The sequence below is a fragment of the Kitasatospora sp. NPDC002543 genome (assembly GCF_053594915.1).
The window spans coordinates 1-17,026 of record NZ_JBSFWR010000078.1 but is presented as its reverse complement, the minus strand read 5'-3'; the positions used below and the strand labels follow the sequence as shown (position 1 = coordinate 17,026).

Genomic DNA, 17,026 nt, shown 5'->3' with positions numbered 1-17,026 from the left:
GTCCCGAGCGGCACCTAAACGCATGATCGACAGAATCTAGTTGGCATATTCGTACAGGGCGGTGCTGACAGCCTCTGCGCCGGTGCCGCCTGATTGTCGGGAACATGCACCTAGAGCTGGATCTTCGTCGTAGGTTGCTCGTTGATCGTGGGGCGGCGAAGGAGTGGGCGGTCATGGCGTTACGTGGCGGGCAGGCAGCAGCGTCGACTGTCCGGTGGTCGGATGAGCAAGGGCTGGACGACCTTGCCCACCTGGACACGGGCTTTCGCGGGTGTGCCGGCGACCTTGCTCTGGAGCCGGGGTGGACGCGCCGGTGGACGACGACGTGGCGCTTCGGGCGGACGCCAGTGGTGTACGCGGTCCGTGACTTGGCCGAGGCTGAAGCGGAGATCGTCCGGAGCCGGCCGGTCCGGCGGTTCACCTGGCGGACCGGGCAGTGGCACCGGCCGGGCCTGGAGTACCTGGTGTCCTCCGGCCGCCACCACGGGTTCGAGAGCTTCGAGGAGGAGAGCCTGCTCCTGGTGGCGGACTTCGCCGCGGACCTGACGGAGGCGCTGTCCCAGCCGTTTCGGCTGCGGTTCGATTCGGCGGCCGGTTCGAAGGAGCACACTCCGGACTTCCTGCTGCTGACCGGGACAGGGCCGTGGCTGGTGGACGTGCGGCCGAGCGATCGGATCCGTCCCGAGGACGCGCTGAAGTTCGCGGCGGCGGCCGAGACGGCGCTTGCCGCCGGGTGGCGTTACAGCGTGGTATCTGGCTGGCGGGAGAACGTACCGGAGCTGGCGGACGCCCTGTCCGCCGGGCGGCGTCAGCTGAGTGACCCGCTCGGGCTGCAGGGCGAGCTGCTCGGCGCCGTCGCAGCCGGGCCGCTGAACTTCGGCGACCTGGTCGGGCGGTGCAGCGTGCCGGCCGTTGCCCGCGCCCACGCTGTGCACCTGATGTGGCACCGGCGTCTGGGCATCGACGTGTCGGCGCCGCTCACCGACACGAGCCCGGTCCGTCTCGCTCCTCGTGACGCCGGGACGGGGGCGGCAGCTTGACGCCGGCGGCCTGCTGGGATCTCGCACCCGGCATCGAGCTGATCGTGAACGGCCGCGAGTGGACCGTGGATGTGGTCCAGCCGCAGCTGGGGCGGGTGACGCTGCTTCGGGAGGGCGCCGAGCCCTGGAACACCTCGCTGCGGGAGTTGATGCACCATCCGCGCTGCCGACCCTCCACTCGCACCAGGGCCGACCTGCCGGCTGCCAGCCGCGGCCGGCAGCCGAAAGCCCTCGCGGACCTGCCGCCGCAGCGGCGGGCGCTGGTCGCGCTGCGGATGGAACACCTGCTGGAAGTGGAGACCGGCTACCGCAGCGGCGACCCGCTGCGGCCGGCGGTGGATGAGCCGCGCCCCGGATACGACCCGGACACCACCACGCTGACCCAGCGCCGGCAGCACAAGGCGCTTGAGCTGCGGCAGGCCGCCACGGCGGATCCGGCCGGGGCCAGGGCGCTCGCGCTGGACCGGGTGAGCTACCGCACGCTGATCCGCTGGGACCGCGGCCGGATCCGGTTCGGCGCGGTGGGTGTGGCGGACGACCGGTGGCTGCGGGAGGCGACGGGGCGTCGTATTTCTCCCGCGGTGCGCGAGGCGCTCTTCGCGGTCCGCGCGGAGACGCTGCACCGCTCGAAGCTGACGGCCAAGGACCGCGAGCGCCTGATCCACCAGTACGTCCGGGAGACCTACGGGGCCCAGGAGCCGGTGCCGAGCTACGAGACGCTGCGGGTGGTGTGGCGGGAGTGGTTCGGCTCCACGGGCGCACGCCAGCGCTACAGCCGCTCGGCGGCCCGGGTGCAGGAGAACACGACCGGGCGGCACGTCGTGGTGCACCGGCCCGGGCAGGTCGTCGCGCTGGACACCACGATCCTGCCGGTGAAGGTCCGCGAGGACGTGTTCGGCGAGGCGGTGTCCGTTCACCTGACCCTGGCCCTGGACGTCTACACCCACTCGATCGTGGCGTTCCGCCTCACGCTGGTCTCCGACTCCGCGGTCGACGTGGCGATGGTGCTGCGGGACGTGATGATGCCGTTGCCGATGCGCCCGGACTGGGGCGAGGACATGGAGTGGGCCTACCCGGGGGTGCCGGCCACGCTGGTCGCCGAGTTCGCCGGGCACGGGGTCGCCGGTCTGCCGTTCTTCGCCCCGGAGACCGTCACCACCGACCACGGCTCCGTCTACAAGAACCACCACGTCACCGAGGTGCAGCGCGTGATCGGGGCGAACATACGCCCGAGCCGGGTCCTTCGCCCGACCGACAAGCAGGCAGTGGAGCGGGCCTTCGGTGCGATCCAGTCGCTGCTGTTCCGTATCCTGCCCGGCTACCAGGGCGTGGATGTGGCCGACCGGGGCGTGGACCCGGAGGGCGACGCGGTGCTGACGGTCGCCGAGATGGAACACCTGATCGCCACCTGGGTCGTCAAAGTGTGGCAGAACCGCCGATTCGGCGCATATGCCCCGAGCTGGGACCCGGCCGGGGGCCACAGTCCGAACAGCCTGTTCGCCGCTTCCATGGCGCAAGGCGGCTTCGCGCTGCAGATCCCGCCCGCCGAGCTGTACTACCAGCTTCTGCCGACCCATCGCGTGATGATCCACGGCAAGCGCGGCGTGAAGATCAAGAACCTCTGGTACGACGGCGACGCGCTGGACGACTACCGCTTCGCCGCCTCCGGACGGGGCGGGGTGGCCCGCAACCGGTACGTCTTCCACCGCGATCCGCGCGACCCGTGCTTCGTGTTCTTCCAGGACCCGCGCACCCACGACTGGCACACCCTGCCCTGGACCGGCCTGCCCGAGGACGGCCGGGTGCCGGCGTTCGGGGACGCCCGGGTGCGGGAGGTGCTGCGGGAGGTCCGCCGCCGCGGCATGGCGCCGAAGTCGGATGCCGAGCTGCTGCCGGTGCTGCTGGAACTCATCGGCGCCACCGTGCCGGTGGAGCAGTGGCCGGCCCGGCTGAGCCGGGGCCAGAAGGTGGAACACGCGCGGGAGGTCGCCCAGGTGGCCGCCGCCGCGGCCGACCGCCCGGTACCGGCACCGCAGGCGGCGCCGCCCGCCGCCGACGAGGCCGCCGGAGCGGGCGGCGCGACGGTGACGCGGCTCGCCTGGCGGGAGCGGGCCGAGACCGGCCAGAGCGCGGTGGACGCCGAGCGCCGGCGCAGGAGGGAGCAGGCGGTGCCTGCCCGGCCGGTGCCGCCGCCCAGGCTGGGGGAGCGGCTGCGGGCAGTGAGCCTGCTCTCCCTGCCCGACGAGGACGACACGGTGACGGAGGAGAACCGTTGAGCGGGAGCGAGGAAGGGGCGTCGCCGGTGTTCCTGCCCGGGCCGCCGCTGGACCGCACGCACTGGCAGGGCTGGGAGCGGTGGCGGGCGAGCCGGGACGCGTTCGTGCCTGCGCCGCGGCTGACCGCGGCGCAGTACGCGCGGCTGAGCCTCAGGCAGGCCCGGATCCACGACCTGCACCGCCTGGCCACCCACAGCAGTCTGCCGGTGCAGGCCACCCCGATGAGCGAGGCCGTCGCCGACCTGGTCAAGACCCGCATCGAGGACGGCGCGTTCAGCCACAAGTGGGGCACCCGCGCCGGCGTGATGGTCAACGGCGGCGGCGCCCAGGGCAAGACGGAGACGGTGTGTGAGGCGCTCGCCGCGTTCGAGGACGAGTGGCTCCAGCTGCACGGGCAGGTCAACCCGGAGGCGATCGAGGGCACGCGGGACCTGCACGCCCCGGTGGTGTACGTGCGCTGTCCGGTCCGGGCGACGCCGATCTCCACCTGCCAGCGGATCCTCGACTTCTTCGGTGAGGACCACAAGGGCATGCGTCTGGAGGACTTGGTCCGCACCGTGAAGGACGCGATTTTCGCGCATGGCTCCAAGGCGTTGGTGATCGACGACATCACGAGGTTGAAGCTGCACCGGGAGGCGGACCAGGACGTCCTGGACCTGATCCGGGAGATGATGAGCATGCCCGTCACCCTGATCCTGGTGGGCGTCGGCATCCCGAACTCCGGGCTGTTGCGCGACGGGCGCCGGGACGCCGGGACCGGACAGTGGATCTTCAAGCCGGTCCCGGACCGCGGCAGGAGCCCCAACGACCAGGCCGCCACCCAGCACGAACGGCGCTTCGACCTGATCGACCTCGACGCGTTCGGCTACGACACTCCCGCGCGGATCGCCGCGTGGACCGCGCACCTGGCAGGGCTCGAACAACATCTGCGGCTGCTGACTGACACCGAGGGTATGCTCACCACCGGTGGCATGCCCGAGTACCTGTTCCGCCGCACCGGCGGGGTGGTGGGACTGCTGGAGAAGCTCATCCAGACCGGCTGCCGCCGCGCGATCCGCGATGGCAGCGAGCGGCTGACGATCGACCTGCTCGACGCCTTCACAGTCACCCCCACCGACCTGCCCGACCTGGACGCCGCCTCCGGCGAGCAGCCTCACATCCCCGCCCCGGCCAGGAAGAAGGTGGCGCGAGGGCGCAACACGGTCTTCGACGACGCTGGCCCCAGCGGAGCGGTGAGTTGACCCCCGCCCCCGCCCCGCTCGCCCGTAGCCTCGTGCCCCTGCCGCAGGAGTCCCTGGCTGGCTACGTACTGCGGCTGGCCCATCGCCTTCGCCGACCACCCGGGCGCATCGGCGTGCTGACTGGCCTCGCCCCCTACCGGCTGGGGCGCATGGTCCGTCTGCCCGCGCACCTGCTGGTCGACCTCGGGCCCGAGCGAGCGGCGGCGTTCGCCGCCGCCACCCGCCTGAGCTTGAGCGAAGTCGCCGCCCTGGGCCTGCGCCAGTACGCCGCCGCCTACCCGCCGATGGCCCAGGCCGGCACCCGCACCGACGGGCGAGTGGGCTTCAACGTATGGGCGTTCACCACCGCCAGCCGGTTCTGCCCCGACTGCCTGGCCGGAGACGGCAGCCCCATCGAGCACGAGCACGGCGGCGCCTGGCGCCATCGCTGGCACCTTCCCGTCGTCTTCGCCTGTACCCGCCACCGCCAGCTGCTGGAACACCTGTGCCCGCACTGCCGGCGGCCCGCCAACCTCTCCTTCGACGGGCGGGCCAGCGCCATCCTCCACTTGCAGGGCGCCGGCCTGCACCCCGCCCAGTGCCGCAACCTCGCACTGGACGCGCCTTCGCGCAGGCCCCGTCCGTTGTGCGGCGCTGACCTCACCACGTCCGACCTCGGCCGGCGACCCCTCGACCCGGCCCAGCTGACCACCGTCCTTCGGCTCCAGGAACGCCTCGACCACCATCTCGCCGCGGACACGGGCACCGGTTCGCTGTTCTTCCCGGACCTAGTGGCCGTCAGCCAACTCATCAAGATCACCTGGCCCAGCGCCGCCGACCTCGCACCGCTGCCCACCGCGGTGTCGGACACACTCGACACGCACATCCAGGACGTACGCCGACGCACCGCCGACCTCCCCCACGGGCACAATGGCCGTGAGGTCATCGGCCCCCCTGCACCGGCCGCCGCGACGGCGGCCCTGCTCGCGATGAGCGAGCACCTCCTGGCCGAGCGGGACGCGGCCACCCTGCGCGAGGCGATGCAGACCCTCGCCCGCACGGCATTCGACACCGACCGGCTCCGCTACGCGGGGGTCATCCGCCGCCAGCTGTCCGCACCACTGGCCCGCGCGCTGTCCCGCCAGAAGTTCGGCTTCCACGCCCTCGCCGGCGCCGGCACCTCCGGCGTCCTGCGGGTGGCGTCCCGCCCTTGCCGGTTCACTCCCGCGCACATCCCCCAGCTCCTGCCCATCCACTGGTACGAGCGCCACCTCGCTGGCTTCACCGCACACCTCACGGCCACCAGCCGCAACAACAGCCGTCTCGTTCGCCGGGCCGCGGCGCTGAAACTCGCCGAGATGACCCTGGGCGGCACCCCGGCCGACGGCGCACTCCTGCTCGCCATCCCGCCCGGACACGCCGCCTCCGGCCTCAAACAGCTGCGGGCACGAACCCCGAACACGCACTGGGGACAGTTCCTGGCCGGCGTGGAGACGATCGCTGGCGAACTCGACCGGCACGACCAGCGGATCGACTACGCCCGGCGCCGCGCAGCCCTTGGCACGTGGGCCATCCCCCAGGAGCACTGGGCCGCCCTAACCACTGGCCTGCCCACCGCCCACGCGATGCGGCTACCGGCCTCGGTCCTGGTCTGGGCCCGCGTGACCGAGGGCGAATACCTGTTCAGCCCGCTGATCCGCGCCGACGGCACGGGGCCGCAGCTGGACGGTGGGGCCGATCTGGTGCGCGAGACGGTCCACCTCCTGGGGGTGCGCAGGGGCGACAAAGCCCGCCTCCTGGCACGCCTGGCCCCCTATACCGACGAGCTCGCCGCCCAGTGCGACTCCCGGACCGCGGCCGAATTCGCCACAGGACGGACCAGGTGACGGGCCGTCCGCTTGCCCGCAGCCTGGGCCCGCTGCCCGAGGAATCGATGGCCGGCTTCCTGCTACGGCTCTCCTACAGGATCCGCCGAACCCCGGCCCGCACCGCCGAACTGGCCGGCCTCGGCCCGATCCGGAACGGCCGCCTGAGCACCGACCACCTCCTGGGCCTGACACCTACCACGGCCACGGTGTTCGCCGCTGCCACCCGCCTCACCCCACCCACGGCCCTGGACGCGTCACCTGTGCGGGCAGCGGCGGTGGAGGCGCTATGCGCGAAGGTGACGCGTCCAGGGCCGCGACCTAGGTGAATGCGACGATCGAGTACGTCGCGGCGCAGGCCGGCGCGATGAAAGCGGCCGTTGCGCCGGCGACCGCGCTGGTGCGCCACATGATCGGTGACGCGGACGCGTTCGGCCTGGCGCGCTCGCAGTGGAACACGGTCGTCTACCTGACCGCAGGCGGGCAGTCCCAGCACCCAGGTCCGGCCGCGCCAATCCGTTCCGCATGCGACCCGCCGCCGCGTTCCTGCCCTGCCGAGAGCGGCCGGCGACCGCACGGTGGGCAGGCCGACCCCAGTGGTCGTATCCGTTCACGGAATCCCCGCACGCCCCATTGTTGACGGTGCTTACATCGCGGCCTATAGTCATGTGTACACCGCTTACATGACTAGTGAGGAGCCGTGCCATGTCTTCGGCGCAGAAGGACACCGCCGTCAAGGTCGACCTGGGCGGCCGTACGGTCACCGTCCCCAAGGGGGGTTTGTACGACCGGTACCGGATGAACCCCGACCTCGACGAGATCGCCCGCGACCCCCGCGTCAGCGGGGTGGATTTCTTCCGGCAGCTGCCCAAGGTCAAGGTCGATTCCCCGATCGGCCCCACGCTGACCCCGAACTTCTACTACAGCGTCTCGACCGCCCGGATCACCATGCTGGCGCCCTCCAGCGCGATTCGCAGCCGCCTTCCCGGAGAGCTCGCGCCGCTGGAGATCGCCCCGGGCCTCGGGCTGATCTCGGTCATGTTCTTCCGCTACGACGTGTGCGACATCGACTTCTACACCGAGGCCGCCGTCGGCATCGCCGTGAAGCCCGCCCGCCACGGCAGGCTCGGGTTCTTCGACCTCGTCGCCGGCCTCAAGAACGAACACCTCGACTCCTACGTGCTGTCCCTGCCGGTCAGCACGGAGATCGCCCAGGTCCGCGGCCACGACGGCTACGGCTTCCCCAAGTGGGTCACCGGCCTCGACGTCGACATCGACGAGCGCCGGACCACCGCCCGGGTCACCAACGATGCCGCCGGCCTCGACCTGTCGCTCCAGGCGACCACGCCGAAGCAGACCGCCCACCTGAGCGGCGACCGCGTCAGCTCGCTCACCTCGTACACGACGATCAACGGCGCATGGCACTCCACCCTGAGCCAGACCAACGTGCTGAACGCCGGCACGACGCGCCTGCCGCGTGACGTCCGCCTCCAGCTCGGCGAGGGCCGGATGTCCGACGACCTGCGCTCGCTCAAGCCGATGCGGACCATCCAGTTCGACGTGATGACCGAAGGCCAGCTCGCCCTCCACATGCCGGTCCCCACCTCGGTCCAGCGCCGGAACAAGTAGCAAGGAACCCCCGCCATGGCCACCGCACAAACCGCCAGCCCCACGGCCGCCCGCGCCCAGGGCCTGCCCGCCTCCATCACCCCGGCGCTGCTCAAGCGGCTGACCGCACGGGTCTTTGCCGCACCGAACGCCGCGCGCGTCACCACCAGCGCCCCGTACTCCGGCCACCCCCTGGGCGACTTCCCCATCTCCACCCCTGAAGACGTCGAGGCCGCGTTCGCCCGCGCCCGCGCCGCCCAGGCCACCTGGGCGGCCACGCCGATCGCGGAGCGCAAGAGGATCATGCTGCGCTTCCACGACCTCGTCCTGGCCCGCCAGGAGGAGGCGCTCGACCTCATGCAGGCCGAGAACGGCAAGACCCGCCGCGACGCGTTCCTCGAAGTCGTCGACATCGGGATCGTCTCCCGCTACTACGCGCGCAACGCCGCCAAGTACCTGAGCCCCAAGCGCCGCCGCGGCGCGATCCCGCTGCTGACCCACACCACCGAACTGCGCCACCCCAAGGGCGTCGTCACGGTGATCTCACCGTGGAACTACCCCCTGAGCATGGCCGCCAGCGACGCCATCGCCGCGCTCATGGCGGGCAACGCCGTCGTCCAGAAGCCCGACACCCAGACCGCGCTCACCGCCCTCTGGTCGCTCGACCTCATGTACGAGGCGGGGCTGCCAGCCGACGTGTGGCAGATCGTGGTCGGCCGGGGCAGTTCCATCGGCGGCGCCCTGATGGCAGGCGCCGACTACATGATGTTCACCGGTTCCACCGCCAGCGGCCGCCAGATCGCGAGCGACGCGGGCCGGCGCCTGATCGGGGCCTCCCTCGAACTCGGCGGCAAGAACCCGATGATCGTCCTGGACGACGCCGACATCGACAAGGCCGCCGCCGGCGCCGTGAACGCCTGCTTCCCCTCCGCCGGCCAGCTGTGCGTCTCCGTCGAGCGCCTCTACGTCGCCGAGTCCGTCCGCGAGAAGTTCGTCGCCGCGTTCGTCGAGCGCACGAAGAGGCTCAGGATCGGCGCCGCGTACGACTACAGCGTCGACGTCGGCTCCCTCACCACCCCGTCCCAGCTCAGGACCGTCACCGAACACGTCGACGACGCCGTCGCCAAGGGCGCCACCGTCCTCGCTGGCGGCAGGGCCCGCCCGGACCTCGGCCCGCTGTTCTACGAGCCGACCGTCCTCACCGACGTCACCCCCGAGATGACGGTGTACGACCACGAGACCTTCGGGCCGGTCGTTTCGATCTACTCCTTCCGCCACGTCGAGGAGGCGATCGCGCGGGCCAACGCCACGCCGTACGGCCTCAACGCCAGCGTCTGGTCCCGCAACGGGGCGCGCGGCCGGGCTGTCGCTGCCCGCGTGCACGCCGGCACCGTCAACGTCAACGAGGCCTTCGCCGCCGCCTGGGGAAGCATCGACGCGCCGATGGGTGGCATGGGCGACTCCGGACTCGGCCGCCGTCACGGTGCCGAGGGCATCCTCAAGTACACCGAGGCACAGACCGTCGCCCACCAGCGCATCCAGGGCTTCTACCCGCCGCAGCGCATCAGCCCCGAGACCTGGGCCGCGCTGCTGACCGGCACACTCAAGATCATGAAGGCGTTCGGCGTCCGCTGAACAGCGGGCGCGGGCCCCTCAGTCGCCGTGGAGCGCCGTCCTGAGGGCGTCGATGGCGAGTTTGCGGGCGACGTTGGCGGCGCGGGTGTCGCGGAGGCTGTCCAGGAGCAGGAAGTCGTGGACCATGGCCGCGACGCGGACGGACGTGACGTCGACGCCGGCCTCGCGGAGCTTGTTCGCATACTGCTCGCCCTCGTCGCGCAGGACGTCGGCCTCGTCGGTGATGACGAGGGTCGTCGGCAGGCCCTTGAGCTGGTCGAGGGTGGCCTGCAGGGGCGAGGCGTGCGGCTCGGCGCGCTGGGCGGGGTCGGTGGTGTAGGCGTCCCAGAACCACTTCATGCCGTCGCGGGTGAGGAAGTAGCCCTCGGCGAACTGCAGGTAGGACGGGGTGTCGAAGTTCGCGTCGGTCACCGGGTAGAGCAGGACCTGAGCCTTGAGGTCGATGCCGCCGCGCTCCTTGTTCATCAGGGCGAAGACCGTCGACATGCAGCCACCGACCGACTCCCCGGTCACCGCCACCCGGGAGGTGTCCAGGCCGTGTTCCTCGCCGTGCTTGAGCACCCACTGGCCCACGGCGTAGTTCTGCTCGACCTGGGTCGGGTACTTCGCCTCCGGCGCCCGGTGGTAGACGGGGAAGACGCCCGCGGCACCCGCGCCGACCGTGAGCTCGCGGAAGATCCGGTCGTGGGTCTTGTCGTCGCCGAAGACCCAGCCTGCGCCGTGGATGTAGAACACCACGGGAAGCGGCCCGGTGACGCCCTTGGGGCGGATGATACGGGTGCGGACGGTGCCCCACTCGCCGGTGTCCACCTCGACCCACTCCTCGTCGACCTCGGGCCGGGGCACGCCCGGGTCGGTCTGCAGGCCGAGCAGGATCTCGCGGCCCTGCTCGGGCGGCAGTTCGTAGAGCCGCGGGTGCGGATCGGTCGCCTCGCACAACTCCTTTGCGGCGGGCTCCAGGAAAGGGGTAAGCGGCGGAGGAAGCTCAGTCATGTTCTCTCCATGTCGCGGGCACACGTGTGCCCTGCTTGCGCGGCCTCACCGGCCGCGTCTGACGAACCCCCGGCCGAACCTCCCCTCCTCCTATCGTCGGGTCCCGCGCGCGACGCGCAACCTGTAGCCCCGGCCGCGGACCGCGGCTCTCACCGGGCAGGCGCCCACGATGGCGCCGAAGATCGAGGCGAACGGAACACGACGGCAGCCGGTCGGATGAACGGCCCCGTCATCACCCAGAAAGGCGAGAACATGACCCGAGTCCTCTTCGTCGTGACGGCTGCTGACCACTGGACGCTGAAGGACGGCACCAAGCACCCCACGGGCTACTGGGGCGAGGAGCTGGCGATGCCGCACAAGATCTTCACCGAGGCAGGTTGGGAGATCACCATCGCGACCCCCGGCGGGAAGCGGCCCACCCTGGACAAGATCAGCATGGGCCGCACCGCCGGCCTTCCGGGCACCCTGCGCGAGGTCGCCGACTACCTCGCCACGATCCAGGACGTACTGGACGCCCCGGTCTCCCTCAGCGAGGTGGATGCCGACGACTTCGACCTGGTCTTCTACCCCGGGGGTCACGGCCCGATGGAGGACCTCTCCCACGACGAGGTGTCGGGAGCGCTCCTCACCAGGCAACTCGCCTCCGGCAGGCCGCTGGGTCTGTTGTGCCACGGCCCGGCCGCGCTGCTCGCGGCCGGCAACCCTGACGGCTCCTGGCCCTTCGCCGGATACCGGATCACCGCGCTGTCCAACGTCGAGGAGAAGCTGAACAGCTTCGGACGCAAGGCCTCCTGGTACCTGGAGGACCGGCTGCGCGAGAGCGGCGCCCATTACGTCAAGGGAACTCTCCCGCTCCTGCCCCACATCGAGGTCGACCGCACCCTCTACACCGGCCAGAACCCCGGCTCGGCCAAACGGCTCGCCACGCGCATGGTGGCCGACCTGGCCGGCTGACCCGGACGCGGGCCGGGCCCGTCGGGTCTGGGCAAACGGAGCAGGGTGGCGGCCCGCGGTCCGCCACCCTGCTCCGGCTCCGATTCAGCGCTTCGGCGCTCCGGGCGCGACGAGCTGGCCGAGCATCTCCTCCATGGACTCCTGCGCGGGCCGGTAGCGCACGCCCAGCACACGACGGCTCTTGGCGGTGTCGCTGCGCAGGTCGAAGCCGATGTTGCGGCGCAGGTACTCGCGGGGGAGTTTGATCACCGGCGCGAGGGCGACCGCGAGGGGCTTGGGAACCGCTCGGCGCGGTAGCCCCAAGGCGGCTCCGTAGGCGGGAAGCAGCCTGCGGCCGAGGTCGACGATGTCGGTGGTCTCCGCCACGACGAGGTGGCGACCTTCGGCCTCGGGTAGGAAGGCCGCCGCCAGGTGCGCGTACGCGACCTCGCGGACGTCCACGACGGCCAGTGCGATGCGGGGCGCGCCGAAGCGGGCCTCGCCGCTGGCTAGCTGCCGTGCGATGGCGAAGCTCTCGCTGGTGGGGTCGGGGTTGAGCGAGGGGCCGATCACCAGGCCGGGATTGACGGTGACCAGGCGCCAGCGGTCTTGGGCCCGGGCGATCCGCCACGCTTCCTGCTCGGCGAGGGTCTTGGAGTAGCTGTAGGGCTCGTGGGTCAGCGACGAGGTCGTGTTCCAGGCCTCCTCGGTGACGATCCGGCCGGGCAGGCGCCGGACCTCCTGGGCGTCGCCGACCATCGCGGCGATCGAGCTGGTGAGCACCACCCGCTCGACGCTCGCGACCTCCGTCGCCGCGTTCAGGACGTTGCGGGTGCCGTGCACGGCCGGGTCCACGAGGTCGCGCTGAGGATCGCGGACCGTCCGGGCGAACGGCGAGGCCGTGTGGATCACGATCCGACAGTCCTGCATGGCCTCCCGGTACGAGCCATCCTGCAGCAGGTCGGAGGCGAACAGGCGGAGCGTCCCGGGTGAGGCGTCGGCGGCGGCGAGAAGGTGTCTGACCTTGTCGGCGTTGCCGGGGTCGCGGACCGCGGCGTGGACCGTGGCCCCGGCGTCGAGCAGGCCCTTCACGATCCAGCCGGCGACGTAGCCGGTGGCTCCGGTGACCAGGGCCGGCGCACTCGTGTCGACGGGCAGGTCACCGAGATCGATTCGGGTGTCCATGGGGTTCCTTCGCTCAGTCGTTGACGAGGATGATCTTGCCGATGTGTCCGCCCGCTTCCATGAGGCGGTGCGCTTCGGTGGCGTCGGCGAGCGGGAGGGTGCGGTCGACGACGAGCTTGACAGTCCCGTCCTCGATCATCGGCCAGACCCGTTCGCGTACCTCGGCGATGATCGCGGCCTTGTCGGCGGCTGGGCGGGTGCGCAGGGTGGTGCCGTGGACGGAGGCGCGCTTGAAGACCAGCTCGGCGAGGTTGAGCGGGGCTTCGAGGCCGTTCTGCAGGCCGATGACGACCAGGCGCCCGTCGGGGGCCAGGGAGTGGACGTTGCGCTGGAGGTACTCGCCGCCGATGACGTCGAGGATGACGTCGTAGGGGCCGTGGTTGGCGAAGTCCTCGGTGCGGTAGTCGATGGTGAGGTCGGCGCCCAGCTCCCGGGCGCGGGCGGCCTTCTCGGGGCCGCCGACGGTGGTGACCACTCGGGCTCCGAGGGCCTTGGCGATCTGGATGGCGGCGGTGCCGATGCCGCCGGCGCCGCCGTGGACGAGGAGGGTCTCGCCGTGCTCGAGGCGGGCGGTCATGACGAGGTTGGACCAGACGGTGGCGACGGCCTCGGGCAGGGCGGCCGCCTCGATGAGGCCGAGGCCTTTGGGGACGGGCAGGAGCTGGCCCTCGGGAACGGCGACCTTCTGGGCATAGCCGCCACCGGTCAGCAGGGCGCAGACCTCGTCGCCGATCTTCCAGCCGGTGACGCCCTCGCCGATGGCGCTGATGCGGCCGGACGCCTCCAGGCCGGGGTAGGGGGAGGTGCCGGGCGCGAGGGGGTACAGGCCCCAGCGCTGCATGATGTCGGCCCGGTTGAGTGCGGTGGCGGCCACGTCGATGACCACCTCGCCCGCCGCAGGGGTCGGGTCCTCGACCTCGGTCCACTCCAGGACCTCAGGGCCGCCGGGTTCCTTGATCGTGATTGCCTTCATGGCGCAAGTCCGTTCGCATGGGCAAGCCAATGTATTCACTGCATACATTAGGGTGCAAAGTGTGCAGTGTCAACATTCTGGGGGCGGCCGCGGTTCGCGGGACGGGCCGGAGCGGTCCGTCCCGCGCTGTCAGGCGCCGACCTGATCCGCCACCCCGGCCTCCGGCCGGGGTTGTGCCGGGGTCGCGGCGAGCAGTGCCCGGACGGCGGCGTGAACCTGGGCGGACACCGTCTCGGGGGTGGAGGCGTCGAGCTTGCCGTCCAGGTGCAGGAAGGCCAGGCCGTGGACGACGGCCCATACGGCGGTGGACAGGGCCTCGGGGCCGGAATCGGGGAAGACGCCGTGGACGATGCCGCGGACGTACTCCCATATGGCGGCGGTCGCCGCGACCCGCTCGTCGTTCGTGGGGTCGCAGGGCTCGGCGAACATCACCCGGAACAGCGCCGGACGCTCCAGGGCGAAGCGGACGTAGGCGACGGCGACCTCGGCGAGGTCCTCGGGCGTGCGGGGTGAGGGGTGCGCCGCCGCCAGGTGGTCGGCGAGCTCGGCGTAGCCCTGAGCCGCGACCGCGGAGACGAGCGCGTCGCGGTCCGCGTAGTGGCGGTAGGGGGCGGTCGCCGACACCCCCGCCCGTCGCGCCACGGCCCGCAGGGACAGGCCAGCGCTGCCGTCCTCCTCCAGGAGCTCCCGGGCGGCGCGCAGGCACGCTGCGCGCAGGTCGCCGTGATGGTACGAGGCATTCGCCTGTGTCATGGGTCACCCTCTCTGATGTTTGCGGTGCCTACATTCTTTGCCTTAATGTAAACGCTGTACACATCCTAGTCGATGGAAGAGGAAGAATCAGATGGCCAGCGAACTGTTCACGCCGCTGCCCCTGGGCTCCGGGGCGGTGCTGCCCAACCGGATCGCCAAGGCGGCCATGGAGGAGAACATGGCCGGCACCGGCCAGCTCCCGGACCAGCAGCTGATCGGGCTCTACCAGCGCTGGGCGAGCGGCGGCACCGGACTGCTGATCACCGGCAACGTCATGGTCCACGCCGAAGCGCTGACCGGCCCCGCCGGCGTCGTCCTGGACGAGGCCGCACCCCTGGAACCGTTCATCGAGTGGGCAAAGGCCGGCAAGTCCGCCGGCGGTGCGATCTGGATGCAGATCAACCACCCCGGCCGCCAGGTCGCCTCCGACATGCCCGGCGTCGTCTGGGGACCGTCCGACCTCGGCGTCGACCTGGGCAAGCACAGCGGCCGCTTCGGCCGCCCCACCACCATGACCGCCCAGCAGATCGACGCCACCGTCAAGCGCTTCGCCCTCACGGCCGCGCGCGCCGAACAGGCCGGCTTCGACGGGGTCGAGGTCCACGCCGCACACGGCTACCTGCTGTCGCAGTTCCTGTCGCCCCTGGTCAACAAGCGCACCGACGCCTGGGGCGGATCCCTGGAGAACCGGGCCAGGATGCTCCTGGACACCGTCCGCGCCGTCCGCGCCGCCGTCTCCCCGACCTTCACCGTCGCCGTGAAGCTCAACTCGGCCGACTTCCAGCGCGGCGGATTCGACGCCGACGACGCCCGCCAGGTGATCGAGTGGCTGTCCCTGCTCGACGTCGACCTGGTCGAGCTCTCCGGCGGCAGCTACGAGAGCCCCGCCATGACCGGCCGCGCCACCGACACCCGCACCCAGGCCCGCGAAGCCTACTTCCTCGAACTGGCCAAGGACCTGGTCACCACCAGCCCCGTCCCGCTGATGCTCACCGGCGGCATCACCCGGCGCACCACCGCCGAACAGGTCCTGGCCAGCGGCGTCGCAATCATCGGCATGGGCACCGCCCTCGCCGTCACCCCGGACCTGCCCAACCGCTGGGCAGTCGGCCGCGAAGCCGACCGCCAGATGCGACCAGTCACCTGGAAGGACAAGCCCCTCGCCTCCGCCGCCAGCATGGCCCAGGTCCGCCGCCAACTGCGCCGCATCGCCCGCGGCAGCGAGCCCAGGCCCCGCATCCACCCGGCCATCGCGCTCCTCGCGGAGCAGCGCCAGCAGCGCCAGGCCCTGCGCCGCTACCGCGCCTGGCTGCCCATGAGGCTGAAGGCTGCCGCGGGGCGCCGACACCGGTAATCATCGGCTGTGCAGGCATCCTGGTCCACCCTGGCAGGCGGGCGGAGAGCAGATGCATGTGCGTCGGCCGGGTCGAACCCTTCGGAACGCGGCCCGAGGAGAACGGCCAAGGTGCAAGAGGAGCCCGGGGCCCGGCGCTGGTACTGCGACGGGCCGGACAGCACGCGGCCACGCCTGGCGGCAATCCGCCGATTGCTGATGGACAGCAGGGATGGCCCGATATTGCTTCGGTGAGGCTCGCGCGCCAGAGGCATGGTTGATCGGGTCAAGCTCGCCTGGGCCTTTTAGATCTTGGTGACAACTATCCCCGCTATGTGTCGACTAAAGGCGTCAGCAACAACTCCACCTGGAATGCTCGGCCGTTCTGGGAGAGGACCACCCACGGGCGCTCGCCCTGCGGCAGGAGTACCTGGAGTGGCGGGCACAGGAGAGCAGCCTGGACGACGCGGTCGCCGAGCACTTGGCGCACTACGCGGAGACCCGGCGAGCACTGGGGATGAGCCACCCGCTGACCGCCGCCGCCCACACGGCGCTGAGGGACTGGCAGGCCCGGCTCAACGACGAACGGGAGATCGTCATCGGCCCGGCACGGGCACCGATGTGACCTGCGGTGCCAGTGCTCCTACGGCCGCCGACCGGTGGTCTGCCGGCGGTCGGCGTGCCGGCGCTCCCGTCAGCGGTCGGTACACCGTGGCCGTCCGGCGCGGCGACGCAGCCGGACCCGGTGGGAGGCCCGGCCTCCCGGGCGGCGCTTGGGCGGTGGGAGGCCGGGCCGTTGGGTGGTCGGTGCGGGGGTGTCAGCGGGGGGAGATGTACTGGAGGGTGGCCAGGTGGTCGCCGGTCCGGGCGCCTACCTGGACGTTGGGAAGGTGCTGTGAGGGCTTGGTCGTGGTGATCCGGAAGACGTACTCGGCCGAGTCGCCCGAGTGCTTGGCTTCCAGCCCGGTCGGGGCGGTCGCGGTCAGGGCGCCGCAGTCGTCGTGCAGTGGGACCGGGGTCCATCCGTCGCCGGACTTCGCCTCCAGGACGACGTCCTCCTCGGTCAGGCCGTAGGGGCTGGACACGACCACCTCGGGGCGCAGGTCCGCGGTGCCCCGCGGCGAGGTGGCGGTGAACCCGAACTCGGTGGGGGTCGTCCCGGCCCGGAGGTCCGTGGTCGAGACGGTGCTCACCCATGGGCCGTTGAAGTCG

Annotated in this window: 13 protein-coding genes; 8 read left to right on the top strand and 5 right to left on the bottom strand. The window is 71.5% G+C overall.

What is annotated here, in order from left to right; translation table 11 throughout:
• The first annotated feature begins 173 nt into the window (after positions 1 to 173).
• The 6 genes from ACWD4P_RS27465 to ACWD4P_RS27440 all read left to right on the top strand — a co-directional run bounded on the left by ACWD4P_RS27465 (position 174) and on the right by ACWD4P_RS27440 (position 9,644).
• Entirely contained in the window at positions 174 to 1,040 is an 867-nt protein-coding gene (locus ACWD4P_RS27465; RefSeq protein WP_449781444.1) for a TnsA-like heteromeric transposase endonuclease subunit, read from the top strand.
• The gene (locus ACWD4P_RS27460; protein ID WP_449781443.1) at positions 1,037 to 3,316 is read left to right on the top strand and encodes a transposase; all 2,280 of its coding nucleotides are present in this window, start codon (positions 1,037 to 1,039) and stop codon (positions 3,314 to 3,316) included. The genes ACWD4P_RS27465 and ACWD4P_RS27460 overlap by 4 nt, the downstream gene beginning before the upstream one ends.
• The gene (locus ACWD4P_RS27455) at positions 3,313 to 4,557 is read left to right on the top strand and encodes an AAA family ATPase (RefSeq protein WP_449781442.1); all 1,245 of its coding nucleotides are present in this window, start codon (positions 3,313 to 3,315) and stop codon (positions 4,555 to 4,557) included. Before ACWD4P_RS27460 ends, ACWD4P_RS27455 begins: the two co-directional genes overlap by 4 nt.
• A gap of 32 nt (positions 4,558 to 4,589) precedes the next feature.
• On the top strand, positions 4,590 to 6,422 hold the full coding sequence (locus ACWD4P_RS27450; protein WP_449781462.1) for a TniQ family protein: 1,833 nt from the start codon (positions 4,590 to 4,592) through the stop codon (positions 6,420 to 6,422).
• A 684-nt stretch (positions 6,423 to 7,106) separates the two neighbouring features.
• Positions 7,107 to 8,030 carry an acetoacetate decarboxylase family protein gene (locus ACWD4P_RS27445; RefSeq protein ID WP_449781441.1) on the top strand — a complete coding sequence of 308 codons (924 nt, stop codon included), beginning with the start codon at positions 7,107 to 7,109 and terminating at the stop codon, positions 8,028 to 8,030.
• 15 nt (positions 8,031 to 8,045) lie between these two features.
• Positions 8,046 to 9,644, top strand: coding sequence for a succinic semialdehyde dehydrogenase (locus ACWD4P_RS27440; protein WP_449781440.1), 1,599 nt, complete (start codon positions 8,046 to 8,048; stop codon positions 9,642 to 9,644).
• 18 nt (positions 9,645 to 9,662) lie between these two features.
• On the opposite strand, the gene ACWD4P_RS27435 is transcribed toward ACWD4P_RS27440, so the two are convergent.
• Positions 9,663 to 10,637: an alpha/beta hydrolase gene (locus ACWD4P_RS27435; protein ID WP_449781439.1), complete on the bottom strand. Its 975-nt coding sequence runs from the start codon at positions 10,635 to 10,637 to the stop codon at positions 9,663 to 9,665.
• A gap of 252 nt (positions 10,638 to 10,889) precedes the next feature.
• Between ACWD4P_RS27435 and ACWD4P_RS27430 the strand changes: the two genes are divergently transcribed.
• Positions 10,890 to 11,591, top strand: a complete 702-nt coding sequence (locus tag ACWD4P_RS27430) for a type 1 glutamine amidotransferase domain-containing protein (RefSeq protein ID WP_449781438.1) — start codon at positions 10,890 to 10,892, stop codon at positions 11,589 to 11,591.
• Positions 11,592 to 11,675: 84 nt separating this feature from the next.
• On the opposite strand, the gene ACWD4P_RS27425 is transcribed toward ACWD4P_RS27430, so the two are convergent.
• From ACWD4P_RS27425 to ACWD4P_RS27415, 3 genes are all read right to left on the bottom strand, one after another.
• Positions 11,676 to 12,755, bottom strand: coding sequence for an NAD-dependent epimerase/dehydratase family protein (locus ACWD4P_RS27425; RefSeq protein WP_449781437.1), 1,080 nt, complete (start codon positions 12,753 to 12,755; stop codon positions 11,676 to 11,678).
• A 13-nt stretch (positions 12,756 to 12,768) separates the two neighbouring features.
• A complete protein-coding gene (locus ACWD4P_RS27420) occupies positions 12,769 to 13,728 on the bottom strand; it encodes an NAD(P)H-quinone oxidoreductase (RefSeq protein WP_449781436.1) in 960 nt (319 codons plus the stop codon).
• A gap of 129 nt (positions 13,729 to 13,857) precedes the next feature.
• Positions 13,858 to 14,481: a TetR/AcrR family transcriptional regulator gene (locus ACWD4P_RS27415; protein WP_449781435.1), complete on the bottom strand. Its 624-nt coding sequence runs from the start codon at positions 14,479 to 14,481 to the stop codon at positions 13,858 to 13,860.
• A gap of 91 nt (positions 14,482 to 14,572) precedes the next feature.
• Here ACWD4P_RS27415 and ACWD4P_RS27410 point away from each other — a divergent pair, with 91 nt between their 5' ends.
• A complete protein-coding gene (locus tag ACWD4P_RS27410; RefSeq protein WP_449781434.1) occupies positions 14,573 to 15,835 on the top strand; it encodes an NADH:flavin oxidoreductase/NADH oxidase family protein in 1,263 nt (420 codons plus the stop codon).
• A 797-nt stretch (positions 15,836 to 16,632) separates the two neighbouring features.
• On the opposite strand, the gene ACWD4P_RS27405 is transcribed toward ACWD4P_RS27410, so the two are convergent.
• Positions 16,633 to 17,026: hypothetical protein (locus ACWD4P_RS27405; protein ID WP_449781433.1), on the bottom strand; the 394-nt coding region annotated here is incomplete at its 5' end.

Bases quoted from the DNA above. Each gene is read 5' to 3' on its own strand.
- ACWD4P_RS27465 (WP_449781444.1), top strand. From the start codon at position 174: ATGGCGTTACGTGGCGGGCAGGCAGCAGCGTCGACTGTCCGGTGGTCG.
- ACWD4P_RS27445 (WP_449781441.1), top strand. From the start codon at position 7,107: ATGTCTTCGGCGCAGAAGGACACCGCCGTCAAGGTCGACCTGGGCGGC.
- ACWD4P_RS27440 (WP_449781440.1), top strand. From the start codon at position 8,046: ATGGCCACCGCACAAACCGCCAGCCCCACGGCCGCCCGCGCCCAGGGC.
- ACWD4P_RS27435 (WP_449781439.1), bottom strand. From the start codon at position 10,637: ATGACTGAGCTTCCTCCGCCGCTTACCCCTTTCCTGGAGCCCGCCGCA.
- ACWD4P_RS27430 (WP_449781438.1), top strand. From the start codon at position 10,890: ATGACCCGAGTCCTCTTCGTCGTGACGGCTGCTGACCACTGGACGCTG.
- ACWD4P_RS27425 (WP_449781437.1), bottom strand. From the start codon at position 12,755: ATGGACACCCGAATCGATCTCGGTGACCTGCCCGTCGACACGAGTGCG.
- ACWD4P_RS27420 (WP_449781436.1), bottom strand. From the start codon at position 13,728: ATGAAGGCAATCACGATCAAGGAACCCGGCGGCCCTGAGGTCCTGGAG.
- ACWD4P_RS27415 (WP_449781435.1), bottom strand. From the start codon at position 14,481: ATGACACAGGCGAATGCCTCGTACCATCACGGCGACCTGCGCGCAGCG.
- ACWD4P_RS27410 (WP_449781434.1), top strand. From the start codon at position 14,573: ATGGCCAGCGAACTGTTCACGCCGCTGCCCCTGGGCTCCGGGGCGGTG.